The 20,758-nt window shown below is 68.7% G+C and carries 23 protein-coding genes; 7 read left to right on the top strand and 16 right to left on the bottom strand.

All coding sequences use genetic code 11. The annotated features are described in order from the left end of the window. Positions 1-147: 147 nt before the first annotated feature. Positions 148-1,377 (bottom strand): sterol desaturase family protein, encoded by a 1,230-nt coding sequence (locus ACJ8AT_RS07945; RefSeq protein WP_407737028.1) that lies wholly within the window; start codon positions 1,375-1,377, stop codon positions 148-150. Between the two features lie 16 nt (positions 1,378-1,393). Continuing rightward, a complete protein-coding gene (locus ACJ8AT_RS07950) occupies positions 1,394-2,836 on the bottom strand; it encodes a radical SAM protein (RefSeq protein WP_407737029.1) in 1,443 nt (480 codons plus the stop codon). Between the two features lie 219 nt (positions 2,837-3,055). Between ACJ8AT_RS07950 and ACJ8AT_RS07955 the strand changes: the two genes are divergently transcribed. The 3 genes from ACJ8AT_RS07955 to ACJ8AT_RS07965 all read left to right on the top strand — a co-directional run bounded on the left by ACJ8AT_RS07955 (position 3,056) and on the right by ACJ8AT_RS07965 (position 6,723). Beyond that, positions 3,056-4,792 (top strand): protein kinase domain-containing protein, encoded by a 1,737-nt coding sequence (locus tag ACJ8AT_RS07955; protein WP_407737030.1) that lies wholly within the window; start codon positions 3,056-3,058, stop codon positions 4,790-4,792. 103 nt (positions 4,793-4,895) lie between these two features. After that, a complete protein-coding gene (locus ACJ8AT_RS07960; RefSeq protein WP_407737031.1) occupies positions 4,896-6,302 on the top strand; it encodes a clostripain-related cysteine peptidase in 1,407 nt (468 codons plus the stop codon). A gap of 82 nt (positions 6,303-6,384) precedes the next feature. Continuing rightward, positions 6,385-6,723 (top strand): MGMT family protein, encoded by a 339-nt coding sequence (locus ACJ8AT_RS07965; protein ID WP_407737032.1) that lies wholly within the window; start codon positions 6,385-6,387, stop codon positions 6,721-6,723. A gap of 10 nt (positions 6,724-6,733) precedes the next feature. On the opposite strand, the gene ACJ8AT_RS07970 is transcribed toward ACJ8AT_RS07965, so the two are convergent. The 6 genes from ACJ8AT_RS07970 to ACJ8AT_RS07995 all read right to left on the bottom strand — a co-directional run bounded on the left by ACJ8AT_RS07970 (position 6,734) and on the right by ACJ8AT_RS07995 (position 12,377). After that, on the bottom strand, positions 6,734-7,486 hold the full coding sequence (locus ACJ8AT_RS07970; RefSeq protein WP_407737033.1) for a hypothetical protein: 753 nt from the start codon (positions 7,484-7,486) through the stop codon (positions 6,734-6,736). A gap of 36 nt (positions 7,487-7,522) precedes the next feature. After that, positions 7,523-8,092 (bottom strand): hypothetical protein, encoded by a 570-nt coding sequence (locus ACJ8AT_RS07975; protein WP_407737034.1) that lies wholly within the window; start codon positions 8,090-8,092, stop codon positions 7,523-7,525. Beyond that, positions 8,089-9,195, bottom strand: coding sequence for a hypothetical protein (locus ACJ8AT_RS07980; RefSeq protein ID WP_407737035.1), 1,107 nt, complete (start codon positions 9,193-9,195; stop codon positions 8,089-8,091). Before ACJ8AT_RS07980 ends, ACJ8AT_RS07975 begins: the two co-directional genes overlap by 4 nt. A gap of 91 nt (positions 9,196-9,286) precedes the next feature. Next, positions 9,287-10,567, bottom strand: a complete 1,281-nt coding sequence (gene clpX, locus ACJ8AT_RS07985; RefSeq protein ID WP_407737036.1) for an ATP-dependent Clp protease ATP-binding subunit ClpX — start codon at positions 10,565-10,567, stop codon at positions 9,287-9,289. Between the two features lie 200 nt (positions 10,568-10,767). Then, positions 10,768-11,400 carry a hypothetical protein gene (locus ACJ8AT_RS07990; protein WP_407737037.1) on the bottom strand — a complete coding sequence of 211 codons (633 nt, stop codon included), beginning with the start codon at positions 11,398-11,400 and terminating at the stop codon, positions 10,768-10,770. A gap of 50 nt (positions 11,401-11,450) precedes the next feature. Next, entirely contained in the window at positions 11,451-12,377 is a 927-nt protein-coding gene (locus tag ACJ8AT_RS07995) for an AgmX/PglI C-terminal domain-containing protein (RefSeq protein WP_407737038.1), read from the bottom strand. A gap of 62 nt (positions 12,378-12,439) precedes the next feature. On the opposite strand from ACJ8AT_RS07995, the gene ACJ8AT_RS08000 reads away from it, so the two are divergent. Beyond that, positions 12,440-13,285 (top strand): tRNA pseudouridine synthase A, encoded by an 846-nt coding sequence (locus tag ACJ8AT_RS08000; RefSeq protein ID WP_407737039.1) that lies wholly within the window; start codon positions 12,440-12,442, stop codon positions 13,283-13,285. A 7-nt stretch (positions 13,286-13,292) separates the two neighbouring features. On the opposite strand, the gene ACJ8AT_RS08005 is transcribed toward ACJ8AT_RS08000, so the two are convergent. The 8 genes from ACJ8AT_RS08005 to ACJ8AT_RS08040 form a co-directional block, all read right to left on the bottom strand. After that, positions 13,293-13,457: a ribbon-helix-helix domain-containing protein gene (locus tag ACJ8AT_RS08005; RefSeq protein WP_407737040.1), complete on the bottom strand. Its 165-nt coding sequence runs from the start codon at positions 13,455-13,457 to the stop codon at positions 13,293-13,295. Between the two features lie 60 nt (positions 13,458-13,517). Next, positions 13,518-14,024: a hypothetical protein gene (locus tag ACJ8AT_RS08010; RefSeq protein ID WP_407737041.1), complete on the bottom strand. Its 507-nt coding sequence runs from the start codon at positions 14,022-14,024 to the stop codon at positions 13,518-13,520. 7 nt (positions 14,025-14,031) lie between these two features. Continuing rightward, positions 14,032-14,919: an ATP-dependent sacrificial sulfur transferase LarE gene (gene larE / locus ACJ8AT_RS08015; RefSeq protein ID WP_407737042.1), complete on the bottom strand. Its 888-nt coding sequence runs from the start codon at positions 14,917-14,919 to the stop codon at positions 14,032-14,034. A gap of 98 nt (positions 14,920-15,017) precedes the next feature. Next, positions 15,018-15,737: an adenylyl-sulfate kinase gene (cysC, locus tag ACJ8AT_RS08020; protein WP_407737043.1), complete on the bottom strand. Its 720-nt coding sequence runs from the start codon at positions 15,735-15,737 to the stop codon at positions 15,018-15,020. Between the two features lie 172 nt (positions 15,738-15,909). Beyond that, a complete protein-coding gene (locus tag ACJ8AT_RS08025) occupies positions 15,910-16,404 on the bottom strand; it encodes a Mov34/MPN/PAD-1 family protein (RefSeq protein ID WP_407737044.1) in 495 nt (164 codons plus the stop codon). Positions 16,405-16,408: 4 nt separating this feature from the next. Next, positions 16,409-17,029, bottom strand: a complete 621-nt coding sequence (locus ACJ8AT_RS08030; RefSeq protein ID WP_407737045.1) for a ThiF family adenylyltransferase — start codon at positions 17,027-17,029, stop codon at positions 16,409-16,411. A gap of 2 nt (positions 17,030-17,031) precedes the next feature. Further along, positions 17,032-17,271: a sulfurtransferase TusA family protein gene (locus ACJ8AT_RS08035; protein WP_407737046.1), complete on the bottom strand. Its 240-nt coding sequence runs from the start codon at positions 17,269-17,271 to the stop codon at positions 17,032-17,034. Beyond that, positions 17,259-17,990, bottom strand: coding sequence for a HesA/MoeB/ThiF family protein (locus ACJ8AT_RS08040; protein ID WP_407737047.1), 732 nt, complete (start codon positions 17,988-17,990; stop codon positions 17,259-17,261). The genes ACJ8AT_RS08035 and ACJ8AT_RS08040 overlap by 13 nt, the downstream gene beginning before the upstream one ends. A gap of 132 nt (positions 17,991-18,122) precedes the next feature. On the opposite strand from ACJ8AT_RS08040, the gene ACJ8AT_RS08045 reads away from it, so the two are divergent. The 3 genes from ACJ8AT_RS08045 to ACJ8AT_RS08055 all read left to right on the top strand — a co-directional run. Continuing rightward, positions 18,123-18,677, top strand: a complete 555-nt coding sequence (locus ACJ8AT_RS08045; protein WP_407737048.1) for a hypothetical protein — start codon at positions 18,123-18,125, stop codon at positions 18,675-18,677. 88 nt (positions 18,678-18,765) lie between these two features. After that, on the top strand, positions 18,766-20,052 hold the full coding sequence (locus ACJ8AT_RS08050; RefSeq protein WP_407737049.1) for a sensor histidine kinase: 1,287 nt from the start codon (positions 18,766-18,768) through the stop codon (positions 20,050-20,052). After that, on the top strand, positions 20,052-20,758 hold a 707-nt coding region (locus ACJ8AT_RS08055), incomplete at its 3' end, for a response regulator (protein WP_407737050.1). The genes ACJ8AT_RS08050 and ACJ8AT_RS08055, both read left to right, overlap by 1 nt.

Here is a 20,758-nt window from a genome sequence, read left to right on the forward strand (position 1 = left end):
AACTGTGGGAACGACCGAGGCACGTGCATTTCCAACTGCTATCAACCTGATGCGGATGAAGCAACGCTCAGCTCTTGTTATCAGGGGTGCGACTCAGATTACTACCGATGCGTAGATTTCTGCGACATGTACTGCTGATACAGCCTGTCACCGTGAGGCAGGCTGTGGCATTTTCACGGTGTGTGGCGCTGTTCTGGGTGAGAGCAGCAGGAGCGCCACACCTCCGATGACAAAGCACGCAGCCGTGAGCACAAGCCATACGCTCGCAAAGCGTGAGACTGCCAGGAGTGACACGCCTGCTGAAAGGCTCAGGCGTAACAACTCGAGCCGCACTGCCCAAGGCCTTCCCTCGAAGAGGGCACCGATCGTTCCCGTGCCCCAGAGCACCAGCGCGACAATCACCGCCGAGCCGGCGAGGCCCACGCCTCCTCCCAGCCACTGGAGCGCGCAGCCCACCACCGACAGAAGCAGGAACTGCACGACTCCGTATGCGGCGAGCCAGTTGGGTACGTTCTTCGCCGGACGTGTTAATGGCTCCGGCAATTCGACCTCTTCAGGAGCGCGCCAGCCCGGCGACAGGAGCCACATCTTCAGCGCGTCCCGCCAGGTCCGCGCCCGGCGCGTGCGCTGCACCAGCTCGATGAACGGCTGGAACTGAGCCCAGAGCGGATTCCAGCTCGCCAGCGCTCTCGTGGTGCCGTAGGCAGGCTCGTGCGTCTCGCGCGTGAACGTACCGAACAGCCGGTCCCAGACGATCAGCGTCGAGCCGAAGTTGCGGTCCAGGTACTCCGTGTCCTTTCCGTGGTGGAGCCGGTGGTACGAGGGCGTGTTGAACACCCAGCCCCAGACTCCCGTGCGGCGAATCAGCCGCGTGTGCATCATCGCCTCGTAGAGCGATAGGCAGCCCACCGCGAGGAAGAACGCGTCCCTCGGCACTCCCAGCAGCGGCAGCGGCCAGAAGAACAGCAGCCCGCTGATGTCCGAGATCCATGGCTGCCGCAGCGCCACCGAGATGTTCATCTCCTCGCTCTGGTGGTGCACCACGTGGATCGCCCACAGCACTCCCACCGCGTGCGAGCCCCGGTGGAACCAGTAGTAACAGAAGTCCACTCCCACGAACGCCAGCACCCATGGCACCGGCGAGCCCTCTCCCCAATGCACCACCGAGAAGTTCCGCTGGAAGCCGTCGTAGAGCGCCAGCAGGAAACCTCCCGTGAAGATGCCCACCAGCACCTGCCCCATCCCGCACGAGAGGTTCGATAGCGTGTCCGGCAGCACGTACGCCCGCTGCCCCTGCCGCTTCGCCGCCCACGCCTCGATCCCCATCAGCACGAAGAACAGGGGGACCAGCAGCGCGTAGTAATCGTTGGTATCCACCCTGTCCTCCCTCGGCTCAGAGCCTTCCGGGTCCCAGCGTCGTCACCGGCGGCGCCGGCCTCTGGTTGAAGCGGTCGTCCCGGTTCCGGTACAGCACGTTGTAGGCGCACGATGGGATGTTCGTCCCGTCCGGCTCTCGGATGCCCACGCAGCACTGGCGGATCCGATCCGTATCGAACGTCTCCTCGTCCATGTGCGAGTGCAGGTAGATAGCCTTCGAGCTCCGCTCCGCCATCCGCAGCCGATCCTGCTCCCCCACTCCCGGCGCCGTCAGCTTCCCCACCAACGCCTTGAGCGTGGACAGCACCTCGGGCGCCTCCGGGCAGGGCCGCTCGCCCGCCCAGAGCCGGTTGATCACGTCCTGCAGCCGCTGCTCCATCTCCGGGCTCGGCTCCAGGTACAGCATGCCTCCCAGCATCGCTCGCAGATCCGCTCGCTCCATGAAGCGCGGATACGGCAGCCACCGCCCATCCCCCAGCTTCAGCAGGTACGTCACCTGGTAGCAGAGCGGGTGCGCCGCCGGTGACGGCACGAAGTCGCTCACCCGGAGCTGTCCGCCCGTCTGCCGCTCCAGGTCCGCCAGCACGTCATAGGGCGTGTACCGCGCCCGCCGGTCGAACTGCGCCCCGCCCTGCCCCGTGAACGTCATCGTGTGCAGCTCCACGCTGCGGATGAAGTCCTTCTCCAACCCCAGCTTCACGAAGTCGCCCACCTCCGAGTCGTTGTACCCCCGCGCCAGCACCGGCAGCAGCGTCGTGTCCACGCCGTGCTTCTCCAGCAGCTCGAGCACCTTCAACTTCGAGGCCAGCAGGCTCCCGCCCAGCATCTGCTTGTTCGGCTCCGGCTTGAATGAGTCGAACGAGAGGATGATCCGCGTGTTGATCTTCGCCAGCCGCTCCAGCAGCCACTCGTCCTTCAGGAAGCGCAGCCCGTGCGTCGACAGCGTGATCCGGTGGATGCCCTCCTCCCGGCACAGCTCCACCAGCCGCTCGAAGGCCGGGTGCTGCGTGGGCTCGCCTCCCGTCAGGTTGATGATGCGCTTGTCCGGCGCCGCACGCCGCAGGTGCCCGAGGATGGCTCGCAGCTCCTCCTCGGACATGTGGTACGCGCCCTTGTTCCGGTTGTGCGTGTAGCAGATCGGACAGTCCAGGTTGCACGCCGAGGAGATCGGCACGATCGGCAGCTGCACCTTCTGCTCGTGCCGCGTGCACGGGCCGCAGTCGTATGGGCACCCCTGCTTCACTGGCTTGAGCGCCTCGGGTTGCTGCAGCGCCGGGGCCTGCTCCATCAGCGACTCGTACCAGGCGGCGTTGGACGAGATGAGCGCCTCCGCCGCGCCGTGCTCCGGGCAGCTCTTGCGCATGACGATCTGATCATTGCTGCGCCAGAGCGTCGCCTCCACCGTGCGGAAACAGCGCGCGCACAGGCTCGTCGTTGTCCGCAACCGTTCCTCTGCCATGGGCCGAGTGTACTCCGACACTCCAGGTGCGGGCGCTCCAACAACTCAGCGAATCACCCCTCCCCTGAGGCGTCCCACCCCCACCGCCACCGGCCGCGGGCTTCGTCCAGAAGGACACGGCTGCGCACTGCGCCATGTGCACGCCTGGACACAACGTCCCCGGATCTTCGAGGGGTGGGCTCCCGCGTTTATCCGCCCAGGTCGACAGTGGTGATCACTATGCAACTCGGGAAATATGAGCTCCTCGGTAAGTTGGCAACGGGTGGCATGGCTGAGGTGTTTCTCGCCCGAGCCGCCGGCCCCATGGGCTTCCAGAAGACGCTGGTGGTCAAGCGCATCCTTCCGCACCTGGCCCAGGATCCTTCCTTCGTGGAGATGTTCTTCTCCGAGGCGAAGCTCGCCGCCCAGCTCAACCACCCCCACATCGTCCAGATCTTCGATTTCGGCGAGGCCCAGGGTGAGTACTTCCTCGCCATGGAGCACATCGACGGGCCCAACCTGCGCGTGCTCCTGAAGCGGGCCCGCGCTCAGTCCATCCGCCTGGCTCCCACGCTCTGCGCCCGGATCATCGCCGCGGCGTGCGAGGGCCTGGCCTTCGCCCATGACTTCGAGGACCCCGCCAGTGGCCAGCCGCTCGGGCTCGTTCATCGCGACATCAGCACCGACAACATCCTGGTGTCGCGCCAGGGCGCGGTGAAGGTGGTGGACTTCGGCATCGCCAAGGCCGCCGGCCAGAATCACAAGACCCGGACCGGCCTCGTCAAGGGCAAGGTGGCGTACATGCCTCCCGAGCAGCTCCGCGCCGAGCCGTTGGATCGCCGGGTGGATGTCTATGCCCTCGGGGTCGTCCTCTACGAGCTGCTCACCGGCCGCAAGCCGTTCGACGCGCCCACGGATGCCAGCCTCATGCAGGCCATCCTCATCGAGCCGCCAGTGCCCGCGGCCCAGCTCCGGCCGGAGCTCCCCGGGGCACTTCAGCGCATCCTCGACCGCGCGCTGGCTCGGGATCGCCAGCAGCGCTACCTGGACTGCAGGGCCTTCCAGGGCGCCCTGGAGGACTTCATCCTCTCGACCGGGAAGACCGTGGGGGTGTACCAGCTCTCTCAGCTCGTCACCCGGCTCGAGCCCCGAACCGAAGCGCTCCCGCCTCCGGTCCGTGACACCGTGGAGGATCCGGCCCCGGTGGTGCAGAGGACTCCGGCTCCCGCCCTCAGGCCCAGCGTTCCCGTCAGCAACAAGGAGACCCTCGAGTTTGTGCCTCAGAAGCCGCTCACCGCGCCTTCCCCAGAGCCGGAGACGGTGCGCGTCGCCCGGAAGCAGCGCCCTGCCCGAGCGCAATCCCCGTTGAGGTGGCTCCCCGCGCTCCTGGGCGCCGCCGTGCTCCTGGCGGCAGGTGGATACGCGCTGGGAACCAGGACAGGCCGCGCCGCCGGGGCTCCGGCAGTCGCGCCCCTCGACGCTGCTGGAGCCACCCCAGTGGTGCCTGCGCCAGCCGTCACGCTGGCGCCCAGCGAGGCTCCCACCCCTCCCTCCACGAGCCCGGCCTTGGGCGCGGACGCACCCGCCGCCCAGGGCGCGAACGTGGTGCTGGCCGCGCAGACCGAGCACGCCGAAGAGCACAAGCCCTCGTCAGGCTCGAGCCGTCCCGCCACGGTCCACCCCAACCGGAGCAAGGAGAAGCAGCCGGGTTCCCCTCAGGCTGGGACGTTGCGCCTCATCGTGCGGGGCTGGGCCGAGATCTGGGTCGACGGTAAGGACAAGGGCCGTGTGCCTCCCCTCCATGAGCTGGAGTTGCCCGCGGGCCGGCATGAGCTGGAGCTCGTCAACCCGGCGCTGAGACCCTACCGGGCCTTCGTCACCATCACCGCCGGCGAGACGCTGGAGCACCACGTGCTCCTCCAGTCCGCCGAGGCTTCCTCCACAGCCTCTCCGTCCGAGGCCTCCGCCTCCCGGTGAAATCCAACCCCTTGATTTAAGGCCACTTTCCCTTCTCAATTTCTAAGCGTGTAGAAACTTATCCCACACGCAACTCCACGCGCGTACCCGCGAAAATAGGTACATGAAAGTTCAAACTTCCCCGACCACTTCCACCTCCTCCCGTCCCTCCGCCGCCTCCACGCCCAGCACCAAGGCGCTCCCGCCCAGCCGCGGCAACCAGCTGGCCACCCGGAGCCCCTCGGATGGGTTCGAGTCCAAGGCCACCCCGTCTGCCTCGGCGCAGCTGACCGGTGAGAGCCGGCGCACCAAGCCGACGCCGCAGCCCACGCCCAGCCCCACGCCGGCGCCGGGCACCGGCCCCATGAGCCCCAAGGACATCCCGGCGGCGGACTGGACCGTGTTCGTCAACCTCAACGCGGACAACAACCTGGAGAGCTTCGGCAAGGACGATCTCAACGAGATGGAGGCCGGCGGCGGCTCCATCCAGGGCAAGCTGAACATGATCGCCCTGGTGGACGGCGGCAGCGGCAAGGACGCCACCAACAACTGGACCAACGGCACGCGCCTCATGTACGTGACCAAGGATCCGAACAACTCCAAGAAGGTCGTCTCGCGCGAGATCCAGGTGGACCCGAACTCGGACCTGGGCAAGCTGCTGGCCAAGGGCAATGGCGAGCTGGACACCGGCAGCCCCGAGGTGCTCCGCGCCGCGCTGGACTACGTGCAGAAGAACACCCAGTCCAAGCACTACATGGTGGACCTGTGGGATCACGGCAATGACTGGCGCGGCGTCTCCTATGACGACCACCCGGGCAGCAGCATCGACATGCCCGAGCTCCAGAAGGCGCTCACCGGGCTGCCGCAGAAGATCGACATCCTCTCGGCGGACGCGTGCCTGATGGCCACCGCCGAGGTGGCTGACACCGCCAAGGCCGCGGGCGTGGACTTCCTGGTGGGCAGCGAGGAAGTCGAGCCGGGCACCGGCTGGAACTACACGGAGCTGCTGGGCCGCATGAACAAGCTGTTCGCCAGCGGCACCGACGTCAGCGCCGAGCAGGTGGCCAAGGCCGTGCAGGACTCCTACGCCGCCGGCCCCATGGACAACGCCACCATGTCGGTGACGGATCTGTCCAAGCTGGACGGGCTCAACAGCAAGCTGAACGGCTTCAGCGACGCGCTGGTCAAGGCGGGCGGCCTGCAAGACAAGACCGTGCGCGCCGCGTATGACAAGGCGCTGCGCTTCGATGACGCGGACCAGATGGACCTGGGTGACTTCGCCAAGCGCCTCGCGGCGAGCACCACCAACGCCAGCCTGAAGACGGCGGCCAACGATCTGCTGGCCGAGCTGGCGAAGACGACCACGGAGAAGGGCGCCAAGGGCGAGGCCAAGTTCAACGCGGCCACCGGCCTCACCGTCTACGCGCCGCGCGGCTCCGTGGACGCCCAGTACAAGAAGACCGGGTCGGCCTGGCTGGACAGCCACTGGAACAACGTCATCAAGACGTACAACAGCACCCGCGCTGTGTAGTCGCGCTCGCGGTGGAAGCCTCGCGGCGGTCCTGGGACGAGCCGGGACCGCCGCTTGTATTTTGGAGTAGCGTCCCCGGCCCGTGGCCCTCCGAAAGAAGACTGCTGGCTCCCGGTCCTCGCCGAAAGCTGGGCCCCCATCCTTCTCCGAGGCGGTGATGCGCGCGGTGCGCGCGATTCCTCGGGGAGAGGTGCGCTCGTACTCCCAGGTGGCGTTCTATGCGGGACGGCCCGGAGCCGCTCGCGGCGTGGGCCACGAGCTGCGGCTGCTGCAGAGCCCCGCGGTGCCCTGGTGGCGCGTCATCCGCGCGGACGGGACGCTGGCCCCAGAGGTGGGGCATGAACAGGCTCGCCGCCTGCGCGCCGAGGGCGTCGAGGTCTCCCAGCGCGGAGAGGTGTTCCGCGTAAAGGTGAAGCGCTGAGCCTGTCCCCTCACCTCCCCGGCGCCGTGGCCGGAGTCGGCGGGAGCCTCGCGAGGAGCTGAAGCGCCCGGTCCAGCGGATCTCCGCCAGCTTCCTCCAGGCCGAGCGCCGCCGCGGTGGTCCGCACCTCCATGACGCGATCTCGCACCAGGGCTCGGGCCTTCGTCACGGCCTCTTGCACGAGCTGGGCGGCGGCAATCCCCGCCACGGGGGCGTTGCCCGTGTCCACCGTGCGCGTCGAGAGGACCCCGGGCTCGCCTCGTCCGAGCTCCGGCACGAACAGCAGCGCGCGATCGGGGAACTGATCACGCGCGCCGGCAGCGGCCTTCGCCCCGCTGAACAGGCCCGCCTTGCCAGGGGCTCCGCCCGGCTGCTCCGTCCGGAGGCGGAGATCGACGATGCGGTGAATGTCCCTCGCCGGGAGGATGAGCCGCCTCCGGCCTCGCTGCTCCAGGATGAACTGGGCCCCTTCCATCAGCAGCCGCTCCGCCGGGAACACGGAGATCAGCGGGAGCTCGCGATCCCAGGCGATCGACTCGCGCCCTCGCGCCGTGAGCACCCGCGCCAGAGACTCCGCCTCCTCGAGCGTGGAGCGTGAGCCGATGATCCGCGGCAGCGCGCTGCCCAGCACATCCCGCATCAGGTCCGGGCGCAGCCCCAGCAACCGCGCCATGTCCCGCGTATCCTCCGCGGCCGCGGGCTCAGGTCGCATCGCGACGAGGAACCGGCCTCTCGTCGCCACAGCCTTGCGCGTGGTCTCCATCCGAAGCCTTCTCCTTGAAGAACCCCTGCGGCTGCTTCACCCCGGAGGAGACTCTACCGCGAGCGCTCGGGGACGCGGGACCCACCGGCGCATCACCGCGTTCACCAGCGAGAACCCCACCAGCATCAGCCCCGAGTTGATCGCCCCCGAGATCCACACGCCGCCGATCACATCGGCCAGCGGCCCCCAGGCCGCATGCGAGAGGTTCACGTTGAGCGCGGGCTCCGTCAACCAGTGACAGCTCAGCACCCACGCCGAGAAGAAGAGCCAGGCGGGCAGCACCACGCCGCTCGGCCAGCCCTTGCTTCTCACCTGCAGGGCTCCGAAGGTGAGCGGCAACAGGTGGGCGAGCACCGAGGTCACCGTCGTCTCGTGCGTCGCCAGCGCATCGAGTATCCAGCCCATGGTGCCGCAGCCCAGGTGCACGAGGAACCCGGCCACCACGAAGCGATGCCACCCCGCGATCAGCCCAATCGCCATCACCACCGTGCCCACGTGGCACAGCCAGAGCATCTCCTGCAGGTGCACGAGGTCCTTCGTGGAAGCATGCAGGACAAACACGACCAGGAGCACCCCTCCCAGCAAGCGCGAAGGAATCGTCTTCACGGCGCCGAGTCCGCCATGCCCAGCTCCTTGCGCAGCGCCGGATCGCGCCGGGGGTGCCAGATCTTCGAATCCAGGTAGTAGTGGTGCAGCGCCCCGCCCCAGTACAGCGCGAGGAACAGCCTCGCCGCGTCCGAGTCAAAGGGGAACAGCGCGAGCACGGGCGAGGCTCCACGGCACGCGTTGATGAGGAGGTAGAGCAACGACACCGCCACCAGGCCGCCATAGGCGAGCACCGGCGCTCGGCCCAGCCGCGCGGCGAGCGAAGTCTCCGAGCTCCCCGCGTACCGGCGCCTCCCCGTAGCGAAGACAATGCCCAGGTACTGCATGCCATGCAGCGAGCCGCCCACGAGCACCACGGCGAACGAGAGCTGCTCGGCGTTGGAGGGGTTGGGCACCAGGGGCTCGAAGGAGCCGACGACGAAGTAGCCGAAGACCGAAGTGCCCACCGCCACCAGCAGCGCGTACAGCCCGGGCTTCAGCGCCTCACCCCGCCGCCAGCGCAGGACGAGCAGCACCGCATAGCCCAGGATGACCACCCCGGAGGTGGCGGCCAGCGCTCGCACCGCCCACTGCTCCCGCGGAGAGGGCGCGGCGGGCAGCCCGAGCAGCGTGCGGTTCGTGGCGAAGGTGAGCAGGTACACGACGAACAGCAGCCACATCGTCCCGTGCAGGAAGAACCAGTCCTGCCGGCGCGCCTGAGGGCTGGCTCCGCCGAGGCGCTGGTAGATGGCCATGATCCCGAAGTGCTGGCGCACCGCGTGGTGGATGCCCCACAGCGTGGCGAACCCCAGGTACAGATCGAACGGGGCCGTCGAGCCCGCCGCCTTGCTCAGCCCCAGCGCCGCGAACCCCGGCAGCACCCAGATCAAGCTCCCGAGCAGCAGCGGCCCTCGGGTGCGCCGCTCGTTCGGATCCAGATAGGTGCGCGACCAGGTGGCGGCGAAGTGGGGCCCATCCACCAGCCCCAGCCACAGCCACCACACCGGGACGACGAGCGCCGGCGCCACGAGCACCAGCGTCCCCGCCAGCACCGACAGCGCAGCGGTGCCGAAGAAGAACACCCCGTCATACCGAGCGCTGGCTATCCACCCGTGTCCGTTCATGGCCCACTGGCAAGTATAGCCCCTCGAAACGCGAACGCCGCTCGATCCATGCGGGACCGAGCGGCGGACGAGGCGCTCCTTCGCCAGGAGCCTACGCTGTCTTCTTCTCCATCTTCTCCAGCGTGATCTGCGGAGGCTCGTGCTTGGTGATCACCTGCTCGGTGATCTTGCACTCCTTCACGCCCTCGCGGAACGGGACGTCGTACATGATGTCCAGCATCGCGTCCTCGAGGATGGCCCGCAGGCCGCGCGCCCCCGAGTTGCGGCGCATCGCCTCGCGCGCAATCGCCCGCAGCGACTCCTTGGTGAAGGACAGCTTCACCTTCTCGATCTCGAAGAGCTTCTGGTACTGCTTCACCAGGGCGTTCTTCGGCTGGGTGAGGATCGTGACGAGATCGTCCTCCTTCAGATCGTTCAGCGTGGCCACCACCGGCAGACGGCCGATGAACTCGGGGATCATCCCGAACTTCATCAGATCCTCCGGCTCCGCCATGGCCAGCAGCTCACCCACGCTGCGCTCCTCGCGGTGGGTAATCCGAGCGCCGAAGCCCAGGCCCTTCTCACCCACGCGGCGCTTGATGATGCCGTCGATGCCGTGGAACGCGCCGCCGCAGATGAACAGGATGTTCGTCGTGTCGACCTGGACGTACTCCTGCTGGTTGTACTTCTTCCCGCCGCGCGGCGTGACGTTGGCCCGGGTGCCCTCGATGATCTTCAGCAGGGCCTGCTGCACGCCCTCGCCGCCCACGTCGCGGGTGGCGCTCGGGGTGTCGCCCTTGCGGGCGATCTTGTCGATCTCGTCGATGTAGACGATGCCCCGCGAGGCCTTCTCCACGTCGTAGTCGGCGTTGTGGAGCAGGTTCTGGATGATGTTCTCCACGTCCTCGCCCACGTAGCCGGCCTCGGTGAGGCTGGTGGCATCCGCGATGGTGAACGGGACGTTGAGGAAGCGCGCCAGCGACTGCGCCAGCAGCGTCTTGCCGCTGCCCGTGGGGCCAATGAGCAGGATGTTGCTCTTGCTCAGCTCCACGTCCTCGTTGCCCTGGGCCTTCACCCCGGGCCGAGGCCGCGCCGCACTCTTCTTCTGGTAGATGCGCTTGTAGTGGTTGTACACCGCGACGGCGAGGACCTTCTTGGCGAAGTCCTGGCCGATCACGTAGTCGTCGAGGAACGCCTTGATCTCCGTGGGCGTGGGCAAGCTGACCTGCGGCTTGCCCTCCTCGCGCTCGTTCTCGTCCGCGATGATGTCGTTACACAGCTTGATGCATTCGTCGCAGATGTAGACCGTGGGGCCCGCGATGAGCTTGCGGACCTCGCGCTGCGACTTGCCGCAGAACGAACAGGACAGGTTGACGTGGTGCTCCTTCTTCACTGCTGCCTCCGAGTTCGCCGGACCCCGGTCCCCCGGAGCCTACTTCACCGCCACACACACCCGCTCGACCAGCTGCCCACGTCTCGAACAGCCGTCCGCGACAAAATATAGGCCCCCGCCCGACCCGCAGGAAGCCCAACAACGACTTCTCTCGGTCGAACCACCGCCCCAGGGGTGGGCCAGCGTTCGATAACAGTCGGTCAGCCGTTCGTCACGCTCGCGGCGAGTTCTTCAACTTCCTCGGCCAGGGCGGTGGCCCGCTCAGCGATGGCGGAGGGCACCTTCCGGCAGCCCGACAGCTCACTGGCGAGCTTCCGAGCGGCCTGGGCCAGCCGGCGCACCTGTAGGTTCTCCGGGGGCGGCTCCGCGGGCGGCCGAGGGAAGCGCTCGGTGAACTCCTTCTTCAGCTCCGTGGCCGGCTTCTCCGGGTTCCAGATGCTGTCGCGCAGTGAACGGTACTCGGAGGGTGAGAGCTGACCCCGGTCCGCGGCGTCCGCGAGGACTTCGACGACCTCGAAGGCGGGGGCCCTTTGGGGAAACTCCTCGTCCTTGAGGACCTCGGGGGACTCGTGCCTGGCCAGGAAGCTGAAGGAGCGCGTCAGCTTGAGGGCCGTCTGCTTGCGGATGTGGAGCTCCTTGAGGCAGTAGGCCTCGAAGGACTCGTAGCCCCACTGCTCGTACTGGGCCTCGTCGCGCACCTGGACGAGCAGCTTGCCCAGTTCGGCCCAGGTGGACTTGAAGCGCTTGGCCGCAAGCAGGACGGTGTGCCGGAAGGAGCCCGGGGGAACGGACTTCGCCTTGGACTGGAGGTCGGCTTCGACAGCGGTCGCCATGGGGGGCGCTGTATCGCTCAGCCGCCCCGTCCGGGCAACAATTCCCGGCCCTACCCCTTCTTGCCCACGGTGAAGGCCAGGCCCACCGAGGCACGCTCGCCGTTGTAGGCCTTGAAGGGCCACTTCTGCAGCTCGGTCAGGAGACAGTCGTACAGCGGGCCCTTCTTGTACTGCGGGTTGTCCACGTAGAGCTTGGACACCTTGCCGTCGTTGCCGATGACGAACTCGATGGGGACCTTGGCGAACAGCCCCGGCTGGCGCTCCGCCTCCTCCTTGAGGCAGCGGAAGAGCGTCTTCTGGTTGTTCTTCACCACCTTGTTGATGGCGCCCTGATCGAACTCGGTGGCCACCTGCAGGCCGTCCGGATCGGCGGTGGCGCTGGCGGCGGGCTTCTTCTCCGTCTTCGAGGCCACCGCCGCGGCCGACGTGCTGGGCGTCGTCGTGCTCGGCGTGGCGGCAGGCTTCGGGCGGGGCTCGGTGGGGGTCTTCTCCGGGCGCGGAGAGTTGGTCGGGTAGGCGATCAGATCCTGATCGTCCCGGCGGGCCTGGGCCAGGGTGATGGTGGGCAGATCCACGGTGATGCCCGCGAACTCGTCCTCCTCGCTGCCGGTGCCGTGCACCGCCGCCCAGCGCGCCGCCTGCCAGGCCCCGATCGCCAGCGCCGCGGTCACCGCCAGCGAGATGCCGCCGAGGATCAACCGCTTGCGCAGGGTGCGCTCGCGCTCGGCGCGAACCTCGGCGTCCACCCTCGCCTTCGCCTGCGCCCGGGCCACGTGGACCTTGAAGTCCTCCACGTCGCCCATGCGAGCGAAGGCCCGCGCGCCCGGAGGCGCGATCAGGGTGTCCGCGGTCATCTCGCCCGTGTACAGCTTCTCCACGAGCTGCTGTCCGCTCAGGGGTCCGAGGACGAGATCGCCCTGGCGGAACAACCACTCCTGCTCGCTCAGCTCCGTATCGCGCTCTTGTCCGGCCAACATTGGAGGCGAAGTATCCTTGGCCCTCTTCCGTATCGCAACGCCCCTCCTGCCCCGAGCCTGCCTTGAAGCGAATTCCCGCCTGCCTGTGGAGCTGGTACCGCGGTGGAACCTTCCGGGGCTTCCAGCGCCAGGCCGAGGGGCCCACCGTCCAGGAGGTGTTGGAGCGTGCGCTGCGAGAGGCAGGTGTAGCCTCCGGGGGGGTGATGCCCGCCGGGCGGACGGACCGGGGCGTCCACGCTCGGATGCAGGTGGTGAGCCTGAGGCTCCAGCCCGGGGACTCCGCCGAGGCCCTCGCCGCCCGCCTGCCGGCTCGGCTCCCGCCCGAGCTGGGCCTGTGCGTGGCGCGGCGGCCTCACCCGTCCTTTCACTCGCAGTGGAGCGCGGCGGGGAAGACGTACCGCTACCGGGTGCAGCTCGCGGGGAAGGTGGCGCCGGAGTGGCTGCCGTATGTGCTGGAGGTGGCGCGGGAGCCCCGGCTGGCGCCGTACGACATTGCTCCCGGGCGGCTCGCGGAGCTGCTGGGGATGGCGGTGGGCCAGCGGGACTTCAGCGCGTTCCACGAGAGCTCCAGCCCGCGCAAGCCGCGCACGCTCGAGTCCGCCACCGTGAAGGAGCTGGGAGGAGGCCTGTTCGAGCTCATCCTCCGAGGGGACGCCTTCGCGCGCTACCAGGTGCGCTACCTCGTGGGCTCCGCGCTGCTCACCGCGGCGGGAGGACTGCCCGAGGAGCGCTGGCGCGCCGCGCTCGAGTCCGGTGAGGCCATCCCCGGACTCAAGGCCGCGGCGGCGGGGCTCGTGCTCTGGGAGGTGCGCTACCCGCCCGAGCTGGATCCCTTCACCCCCGCCGAGCGGGCCGCGCCCCCCGGACTGCCAGAGGGGCCACCCTTCCTCGGCGCGCCCGAGGGGTGAGGGCTCATCAATCGACGAGCCGATCCTCGTACTTCGTCAGCAGATCCGAGATCGCCTCGCGCAGGTACTCGCTCTGCCGGATGCGCGTGCTGCGCGACAACTCCTTGAGCGCGTCCAGCTTCTCGCGGGACAGACGGAAGACCACTGAGGTGAGGCGGGGCTGTGTGTCCAAGTGCGGAACCTCCTACAGTTGCGCACACCATCTCACAGCACTTTCGGATCGCAAGAAAAGTCACCGGGATCCGATCGGGAAGCTCCACTGGAGGCCGATCGATGCCTCGGTGTCCACGCGCATTCCTGATCCGAACCCGAGCGACAGTCCGAGCCCCCCATAGAAGGAGAGGCGATCCGTGAGCGTGCGGCGCAGGCCGAACCCTAGGCGAGGCCCCGCCCACGTCCCAGAAAACAGCCGCACGGCGGCGCCGAGATCAAAGAAGGTCTGCCACTCGTCCCGGCCGAAGACGCTGCGGAAGCCGCCCAGCAGCACCCCTCCCCTGCCCGCCGCTCCGAGTCCGCCCCGGGCCACGAGGAAGGCCTCGTCCTGATCATCGCCCACGGTGAGGCTGCCGCCCACGTCGAGGAGCAGGCCCGGCCCCGTCTCCGCCCCGCTGCCGCGGATGGCGTTGGTGTAGCCCAGGCCCGGGCCCCCGAGCAGGCTGAGCGCGCGGTGGTGTTCGTAATACTCGGCGCTGGCGAGCGTGGGCGCCGTGAGCAGCAGGCTCAGCAGCAGCGCGCGCACGCGGAGGTCAGCTCACCACGGGCAGCGCGAAGCCCTGGCTCTGCGCCTGCGGCTTCACGCCCGCCGCCTCGTTCATCCGGCCCGAGCGGAACGGCTCGAGATCCAGCGCCACGAACTTGAAGCCCAGCGCCTTGAGCGCCGTGTTGATCCGCTCGCGCACGTCGCCGGAGAAGAAGCGCTCGTACTCCTCGGAGGCCAGCTCGAGCCGCGCCACCTCCTGGTGGTAGCGCACGCGGAACTGCCGGAAGCCCAGCCGGCGCAGCTCGGACTCGGCGCTGGCGATCTGGAACAGGCGCTCTCGCGTCACCGCCGTGCCGTACGGAATGCGCGAGGCCAGGCACGCCATCTGCGGCTTGTCCCACGTGGGCAGCCCCAGGTGGTGGCTCCAGGCGCGGATCTCGTCCTTGGTCAGCCCCGCCTGCGCCAGCGGCGACAGCACGCGGTGCTCCTTGGCCGCCTTGTGCCCCGGCCGGTGATCCTTGAAGTCATCCGCGTTGAAGCCGTCCAGCACCACCGCGTAGCCCAGCTCCTGGCGGCGGGCCTCGCACAAGTCGTACAGCTCCGTCTTGCAGAAGTAGCAGCGGTTGGTGGGGTTGGCCGCGTACCGCGGATTGGCCAGCTCGTTGCTGCTCACCACCTCGTGCCGAGCGCCCAGGCGGGCCGCCAGCTCGCGGGCCTCCTGCTCCTCCTCGGGGGCCACCGAGGCCGACAGCGCGGTGACGGCCAGCGCTCGCTCGCCCAGCTCCTCCACGGCGATCTTCAGCACGAAGGTGGAGTCCACCCCGCCGGAGAACGCCACCAGCGCCGAGCCCTGGGCGCGCAACGCGGCGCGCATGGCCTCCAGCTTGGGGCGGGAGGCGTCGCACAGGGCCTGGATCTTCTCAGGGCTCAGCATGGCGCTCTCCTAAAGGAAAGAGCCCCCGATTGCACGCGCAACCCGGGGGCCCTCGGTGCTGATCGGACGCTCCCTCGGCTGGGAAGGAGCGCTGGAGCCTACTTGCTGCGCTTGGGGCCCTTCTTCGGGGACGCCGGCTTGGCCACGCGGGCCGCTCGCGTGGCGGGGCGGGCCTTGGCGCCCTTGCCCGCCTTCTCCGCCTTGGCCGGAGCCTCGGCCTGCCGCGCCTTCTTCGAGAGCGGGTTGGCCTTCATCTTCTTGCCGGTGATGATCTTCAGCTCGTCCTGCGTCACCAGGGACAGATCCAGCAGCGACTGGAAGATCTTCATCGCCCCGTCCTCGACGCTCTCCGTGTCGGAGTGGATCGTCACCTCGGGCGAGGTGGGCGGCTCATACGGCTCGGTGATGCCGATGAAGTTGGGGATCTCGCCGCTGAGCGCCTTCTTGTACTTGCCCGTCGAGTCGCGCTCGATCAGCTTCTCGGTGGGGCAGTCGACGTAGACCTCCACGTACTTGCTGATCACGCGGCGGTTCTCCTCGCGCACGCTCTTGTAGGGGCTGACGCTGGGGACGATCACCGCCACGTTGTTGCGCGTGAGCAGCTGGGCCACGTAGCCCAGGCGCCGGCAGATGAGGGAGCGCTCCTCCTTGCTGTCACCCAGCCCCTGCCAGAGATCGTCGCCAAGCTCGCCCTCGTCGAGGATCTCCACGTTGCGGCCCACCTGACGCAGCCGGGCGGCGATGTAGGAGGCATAGGTGCTCTTACCGGTACCGTGCATGCCGGTCAGCCAGAGCGTGAAACCAGTCGTGCTGGGCATATGGACGCAAACTCCCTGCGCTCGAAGCGGTTGAACGCTCCGTGTGTGCGCGGCTGAAAAAGTCGGGCGCGTTATAGACGAAAACCCCTGCGGTTGACAATTGACGCCCACCTTTCCGCAGGTGGGGGAGCCAACCGGCCAAGTGCCTGCTCCGACTCGGGTTTTCACGAAGTTACGTTGGGAGTGGAACCGGACGGTCCAGAAAATCTCTCTCAACCCATTGAAAAAGCCGCGCTTCGGTGGCTCGGCCGGCCGTCACGGCAACCACAAGGTAGGATATGTCTGGCAGCAGGGGCAGGCCGGCAGGCGCCGCCTGGGCCCGGTCCTCGGCCGAGAAGTCCGCGATTCCATTCACGTGAGAGTGGAACACACACGCGATCCGCTCGCCTCGGGCGTCCGCCTCTTGGAGGAGAGCGAGCCAGTCCTGGGGCTCGAAGAGGTAGGCGGTGCGTGAGGTGCGAGGAAAGCGCACCGGATCCGCCGCGTGGTATCGATCATAGGCGTTGGGCAGGCAGTGGATGCGCCAGGCTCCGGCCGAGCCGGCCCGGAGGATCACTCCGCAGCCTTCCTGGGGATAGGAAGCCTCCAGGTGTCGGATGATCTCCGACAAGTCCGGGGGAAGCTCCCACGCCTTGTCGGAGCCGCTCGGCGTGAGAGGGGCGCCCATGTCCCTACTTTGCCTCGCGGCACTTCGCGCACCGGTGGAGCTCCAGCTCGAGCACCTGTCCGGGGGCCGCCAGCCACCGGCCTCCCAGCTCCGGTCCCATTCCGAGCTGGAGCCGCTGGAACACCAGCGCCCCCAGGGCTCCGAGCGCCACGCCCAGCACGCCCATGGGAGGCGCCTGCAGGGTGCGGACGGTCTCTCCGAAGCACCAGACACAGCCCTGGCGTCCCCGGAACACCACCGCGCCCCGAGTCCCATCGCCTCCGAGCGCGACCCACGGCGCCTCGCCGTTCCAGGCCGCGGGCAGCTCGGCGATCCGGCCTCCCGCGTGGGGCGCGGCCGCGTCCGGGTTCACGTCCGGGAGCACTCGGGCCAGCACCTCGGAGGCCGGGCGCCCCACGTCCTCCGCGGAGGCCAGGAAGCCCACGGCCGCCGGAGCCAGCCGAGACTCCGAGCCCACCACGGGCGTCCCGCCACCCGCGAGGTAGGCCGCGGCCGTGAGCCCAGCGGGCCCGGAGCCTTCGAGCCTCGCCCCTCCTTCCAGGAGCGCCTCCTGGCCTCGGCCGCCCACGTCCCTCAGCAGGATCTGCCGCGAGTAGCGAAGGATCTGCTCTTCACGCAGGGCCATGCTCACCTCCCACGCTTTCGGAGCAGCAACCGGTGAGAGCCATCCGGCCGGGCCTCCAGCGCCAGCACCTCGTGCCCCTCCTCGCGGGCGTTGCGAGGCACGTTCTTGAGCGGCTCGTCGCCCTTGAGGAGCACCTCCAGCACCGCGCCGTCCGCGAGCGACTCCAGCTTGAGCTTGGTGCGCACGTAGGTCATCGGACAGACCTCGCGGGTGATGTCGACCGTCGCCGTCACGTCGTGCATCGCGCGGCCTCCTCGGGGGAAACGAGCGTGGGCAGCTTGCCCGGGGCACAGCTTGGGCAGTCCGGCGCCCGGCGCACGCGCACCGTCCGCCCCGAGAGCGCCGCCCCATCCACCACATGCAGCACGGCCTCGCCGCGAGCCGGGCCCGCCACGCCCGAGAGCCGCTCCAGCGCGAGCATGGCCTGGAGCGAGCCCACCAGCCCCGCCATGGAGCCGAGCACTCCCGCCTGCGCGCACGTGGGCACTTCGTCCGGCGAGGGCGGCGCCTCGTAGAGACAGCGCAGGCACGGGCCCTCCGGATCAATGCGCAGGGCCTGCCCCTGCATGCGCAGCACGCCGCCGTAGATCAGCGGCACTCCGGTGAGCACCGCCACGTCGGACAGGAAGAACTTGGTGGCCGTGCCATCGGTGGCGTCGATGACGAGCTCATGCGCGCGGAACAGGGCCTCGGCGTTGTCCACGTCCACGCGCTCGGCGAGGGCCTCGGTGCTCAGCTCGGGGAAGGCGCGCGCCAGGCCCGCGGCGGCGGACTCGGCCTTGAGCCGGCCCACGTCCGAGGTGCGGTGCCAGAGCTGCCGGTGGAGGTTCGTCACGTCCACCCGGTCCGGGTCCACGAGTGTGAGGTGGCCCACTCCCGCGTGCGCCAGGGCGAGCGAGGCCGGGCAGCCAAGCCCGCCCGCGCCTACCACCAACACTCGCGCCTCGAAAAGGCGGCTCACGTGACACTCCTCCTCTTGCGCAGCTTCCCAGGGAGGACCGAACGAATAGATTCCGGCGCCGCGACGTCCCACTCTCGGTAGCACACTTCACCGGCTCACCGTCCAGCCCTCGGGGCGGACCAGGCAGGACATATGAAAAAGCTGACCGGCGCGCTCGTCCTTTCGCTGTCCCTCCTGATGGCCTCCTGCTGCCACGGCTCCGGCGAGCCCAGGCCTCCGGAGGATCCTGCCACCCCCTCCTCCAGCACGGAGGGGACCCCCATTGCCCCGGGAGTCTCCCAGGCGACGAAGACGCCCATCGGCCAGGAAGCAGGCGGCCCCACGGGCAATCTCAAGCCCACCCCAGGCACGGGCGACGGAGCGATGAAGCAGGACACCGGCACGGGCGGGAGCTCGGACACGGGCGCCGGCGGGGGCAAGACGTTGGCGGGCGGGAGCTCCCCGGGGGCGCCCTCGGACGCGGAGCGGCAGGCGCAGGAGAGCTGCGTGGACAAGTTCGCGAAGGACAAGAAGCTCGACAAGTACGGCAACGCCGAGGGCACCCTATACGCGGGCGGCACGCCGCTCTTCGACGAGCGCACCGGCGAGACGCGGGATCGCCTGGACTACTTCTACGAGCGCCAGCCCGAGGCGAAGAAGGCCTGCGCCCACGCCTCCAAGGAGGCGCCTCCCCAGAAGAAGAAGTAGGCCACAGCCAGGTGCTCCCTCGGGCTGCGAGGGAGCATGCGGCGGCTGAGGATTCCCGGAAACCCGGTTGCTCCCTTAAGCTGCCCGTGTGACCGAGACTGAGCTCGCCCGCGACGGGGAGAAACCGGCGAACGACCTGCGCGCCCGGGTGCGCACGGTGCTGCAGCGCCGCAAGCTCACGGACAGCGTGTCCGCGGAGCAGGCCGCCGCGTCCTGGGAGCAGGATCGCTTCGTGGCCCGGGCCCGCGCGCTCTTCTACGCGCGGATGATGTTCCTGACCCTGGGCCTGTTGATCCTCGCGGTGCCCACCTGGTCGGGCTACTTCGGGCTGAACGGGCCGCTGGCCTTCGCCGGGTACTTCGCGATGCTGCTCTACAGCGTCGCCAACTTCCTGGTCATCGATCACCCGAAGGCCGGGCGCTGGGTGACGTACCTGACGCTGTGCCTGGACCTGAGCACGGCGGTGGTGCTGATCGTCAAGCCCCAGGTGGGCGGCGGCCTGCAGAGCCCGCTGCTGGCCACGCAGCTGTTGTTCACCACGCTGTTCGCCATCCTCTACCCCAAGCCGCTGGCCATCCTCCCGCCGCTGCTGGCGCTGCCGGTGACGACACGCCTGGACTTGCTGCTCAACCGCTCGGTGACGGCGATCGAGCTGCTGACGCTGCTGTGGTACTCGGCGCTCAACTTCATCATCGTCTACGTGGTGGTGTACCTGAACGAGCGCGAGGCCACGGCGCACCGCGAGGTGGTGGAGCTGCAGGGAGACTTGAAGGAGCTGGCGATCGTCGAGGAGCGCAACCGGATGGCCCGAGAGATCCATGACGGGCTGGGCGCCTCGCTCTCGTCGATGATCATCCAGTCCGAGTACATCCTGGGGCTGGCCAAGGACGGGCCGCTGCGCGAGGAGATCGGCGAGCTGAAGGCGACGGCGGAGGAGTCCATCGACGAGCTGCGGCGCAACCTGCGGATGATGCGCGAGGACTTCGAGCTGACGCAGGGCCTGGAGGACTACGTGAAGACGTTCGCGGACCGGACGCAGCTGGACATCCGCTTCGAGCGCTCGGGGGCCGCGCGCAAGCTGCCTCCGGACGCGCAGCTGGCGCTGTTCCGCATCCTCCAGGAGGGCCTGTCCAACGCCGCCAAGCACGCGCAGGCCCGGGTGGTGAGCGTGAAGCTGGACTTCGGAGAGAGCCGGGTGCACCTGACGGTGCGCGATGACGGCAAGGGCTTCGATCCGAAGAAGACGCCGCGCGGACACTACGGCCTGCTGAACATGCGCGAGCGCGCGATGAAGCTCGGCGGCGAGATCATCGTGGACTCGGCGCCCGGCGCGGGAGCGCTGGTGTCGTTCTCCCTTCCCTGCAACCCCTCGTGATGACCGGAGCCCCCGTGGAAGCCCAGCCGACGACTGCCCCCATCCGCGTCTTCGTGGTCGAGGACCAGACGAAGATCCTGAAGAACCAGCTCCGGCTGCTGGAGGGCCACCAGGAGATCGAGATCATCGGCACGGCGCTGTCAGGCGAGGCGGCGCTCGAGGAGGTGCCGAAGATGATGCCGGACGTGCTCCTGCTGGACCTGGGGCTGCCGCGCATGAGCGGCATCGACGTGACGCGAGCGGTGAAGGCCAGCTACCCGAAGGTGGAGATCCTCATCTTCACGATCTTCGACGAGGAGGACAAAGTCCTCGAGGCGGTGAAGGCGGGAGCGTCCGGGTACCTGCTCAAGGGCGCGCCGGTGGACAAGATCATCGAGGCGATCAAGGAGGTGCGCGCCGGAGGCACGGTGATCCAGCCGAACCTGGCGCGCCGGCTGCTGCGGCACTTCCGGGTGGATCCGGACGGCGCGCCGCTGCCTGCCACTCCGCGCCCCGCCGCGCCCGAGGCGGCACCGGCGCCCAAGGTGGAGGCCGCGCCCGAGGCGGTGCCTGAGCCCGTGGCGGTGGCCGAGGAAGAGTCCCCGCTCAAGCCGCTGTCGGATCGAGAGAAGGAGATCCTCCAGCTCATCGCCAAGGGCGTGTCGAACAGCGAGGCGGCGAAGCTGCTGAACCTGAGCAAGGCGACGATCCGCACGCACCTGGAGCA

It is taken from the genome of Hyalangium sp. (assembly GCF_045802625.1).
GTDB lineage: Bacteria > Myxococcota > Myxococcia > Myxococcales > Myxococcaceae > Hyalangium.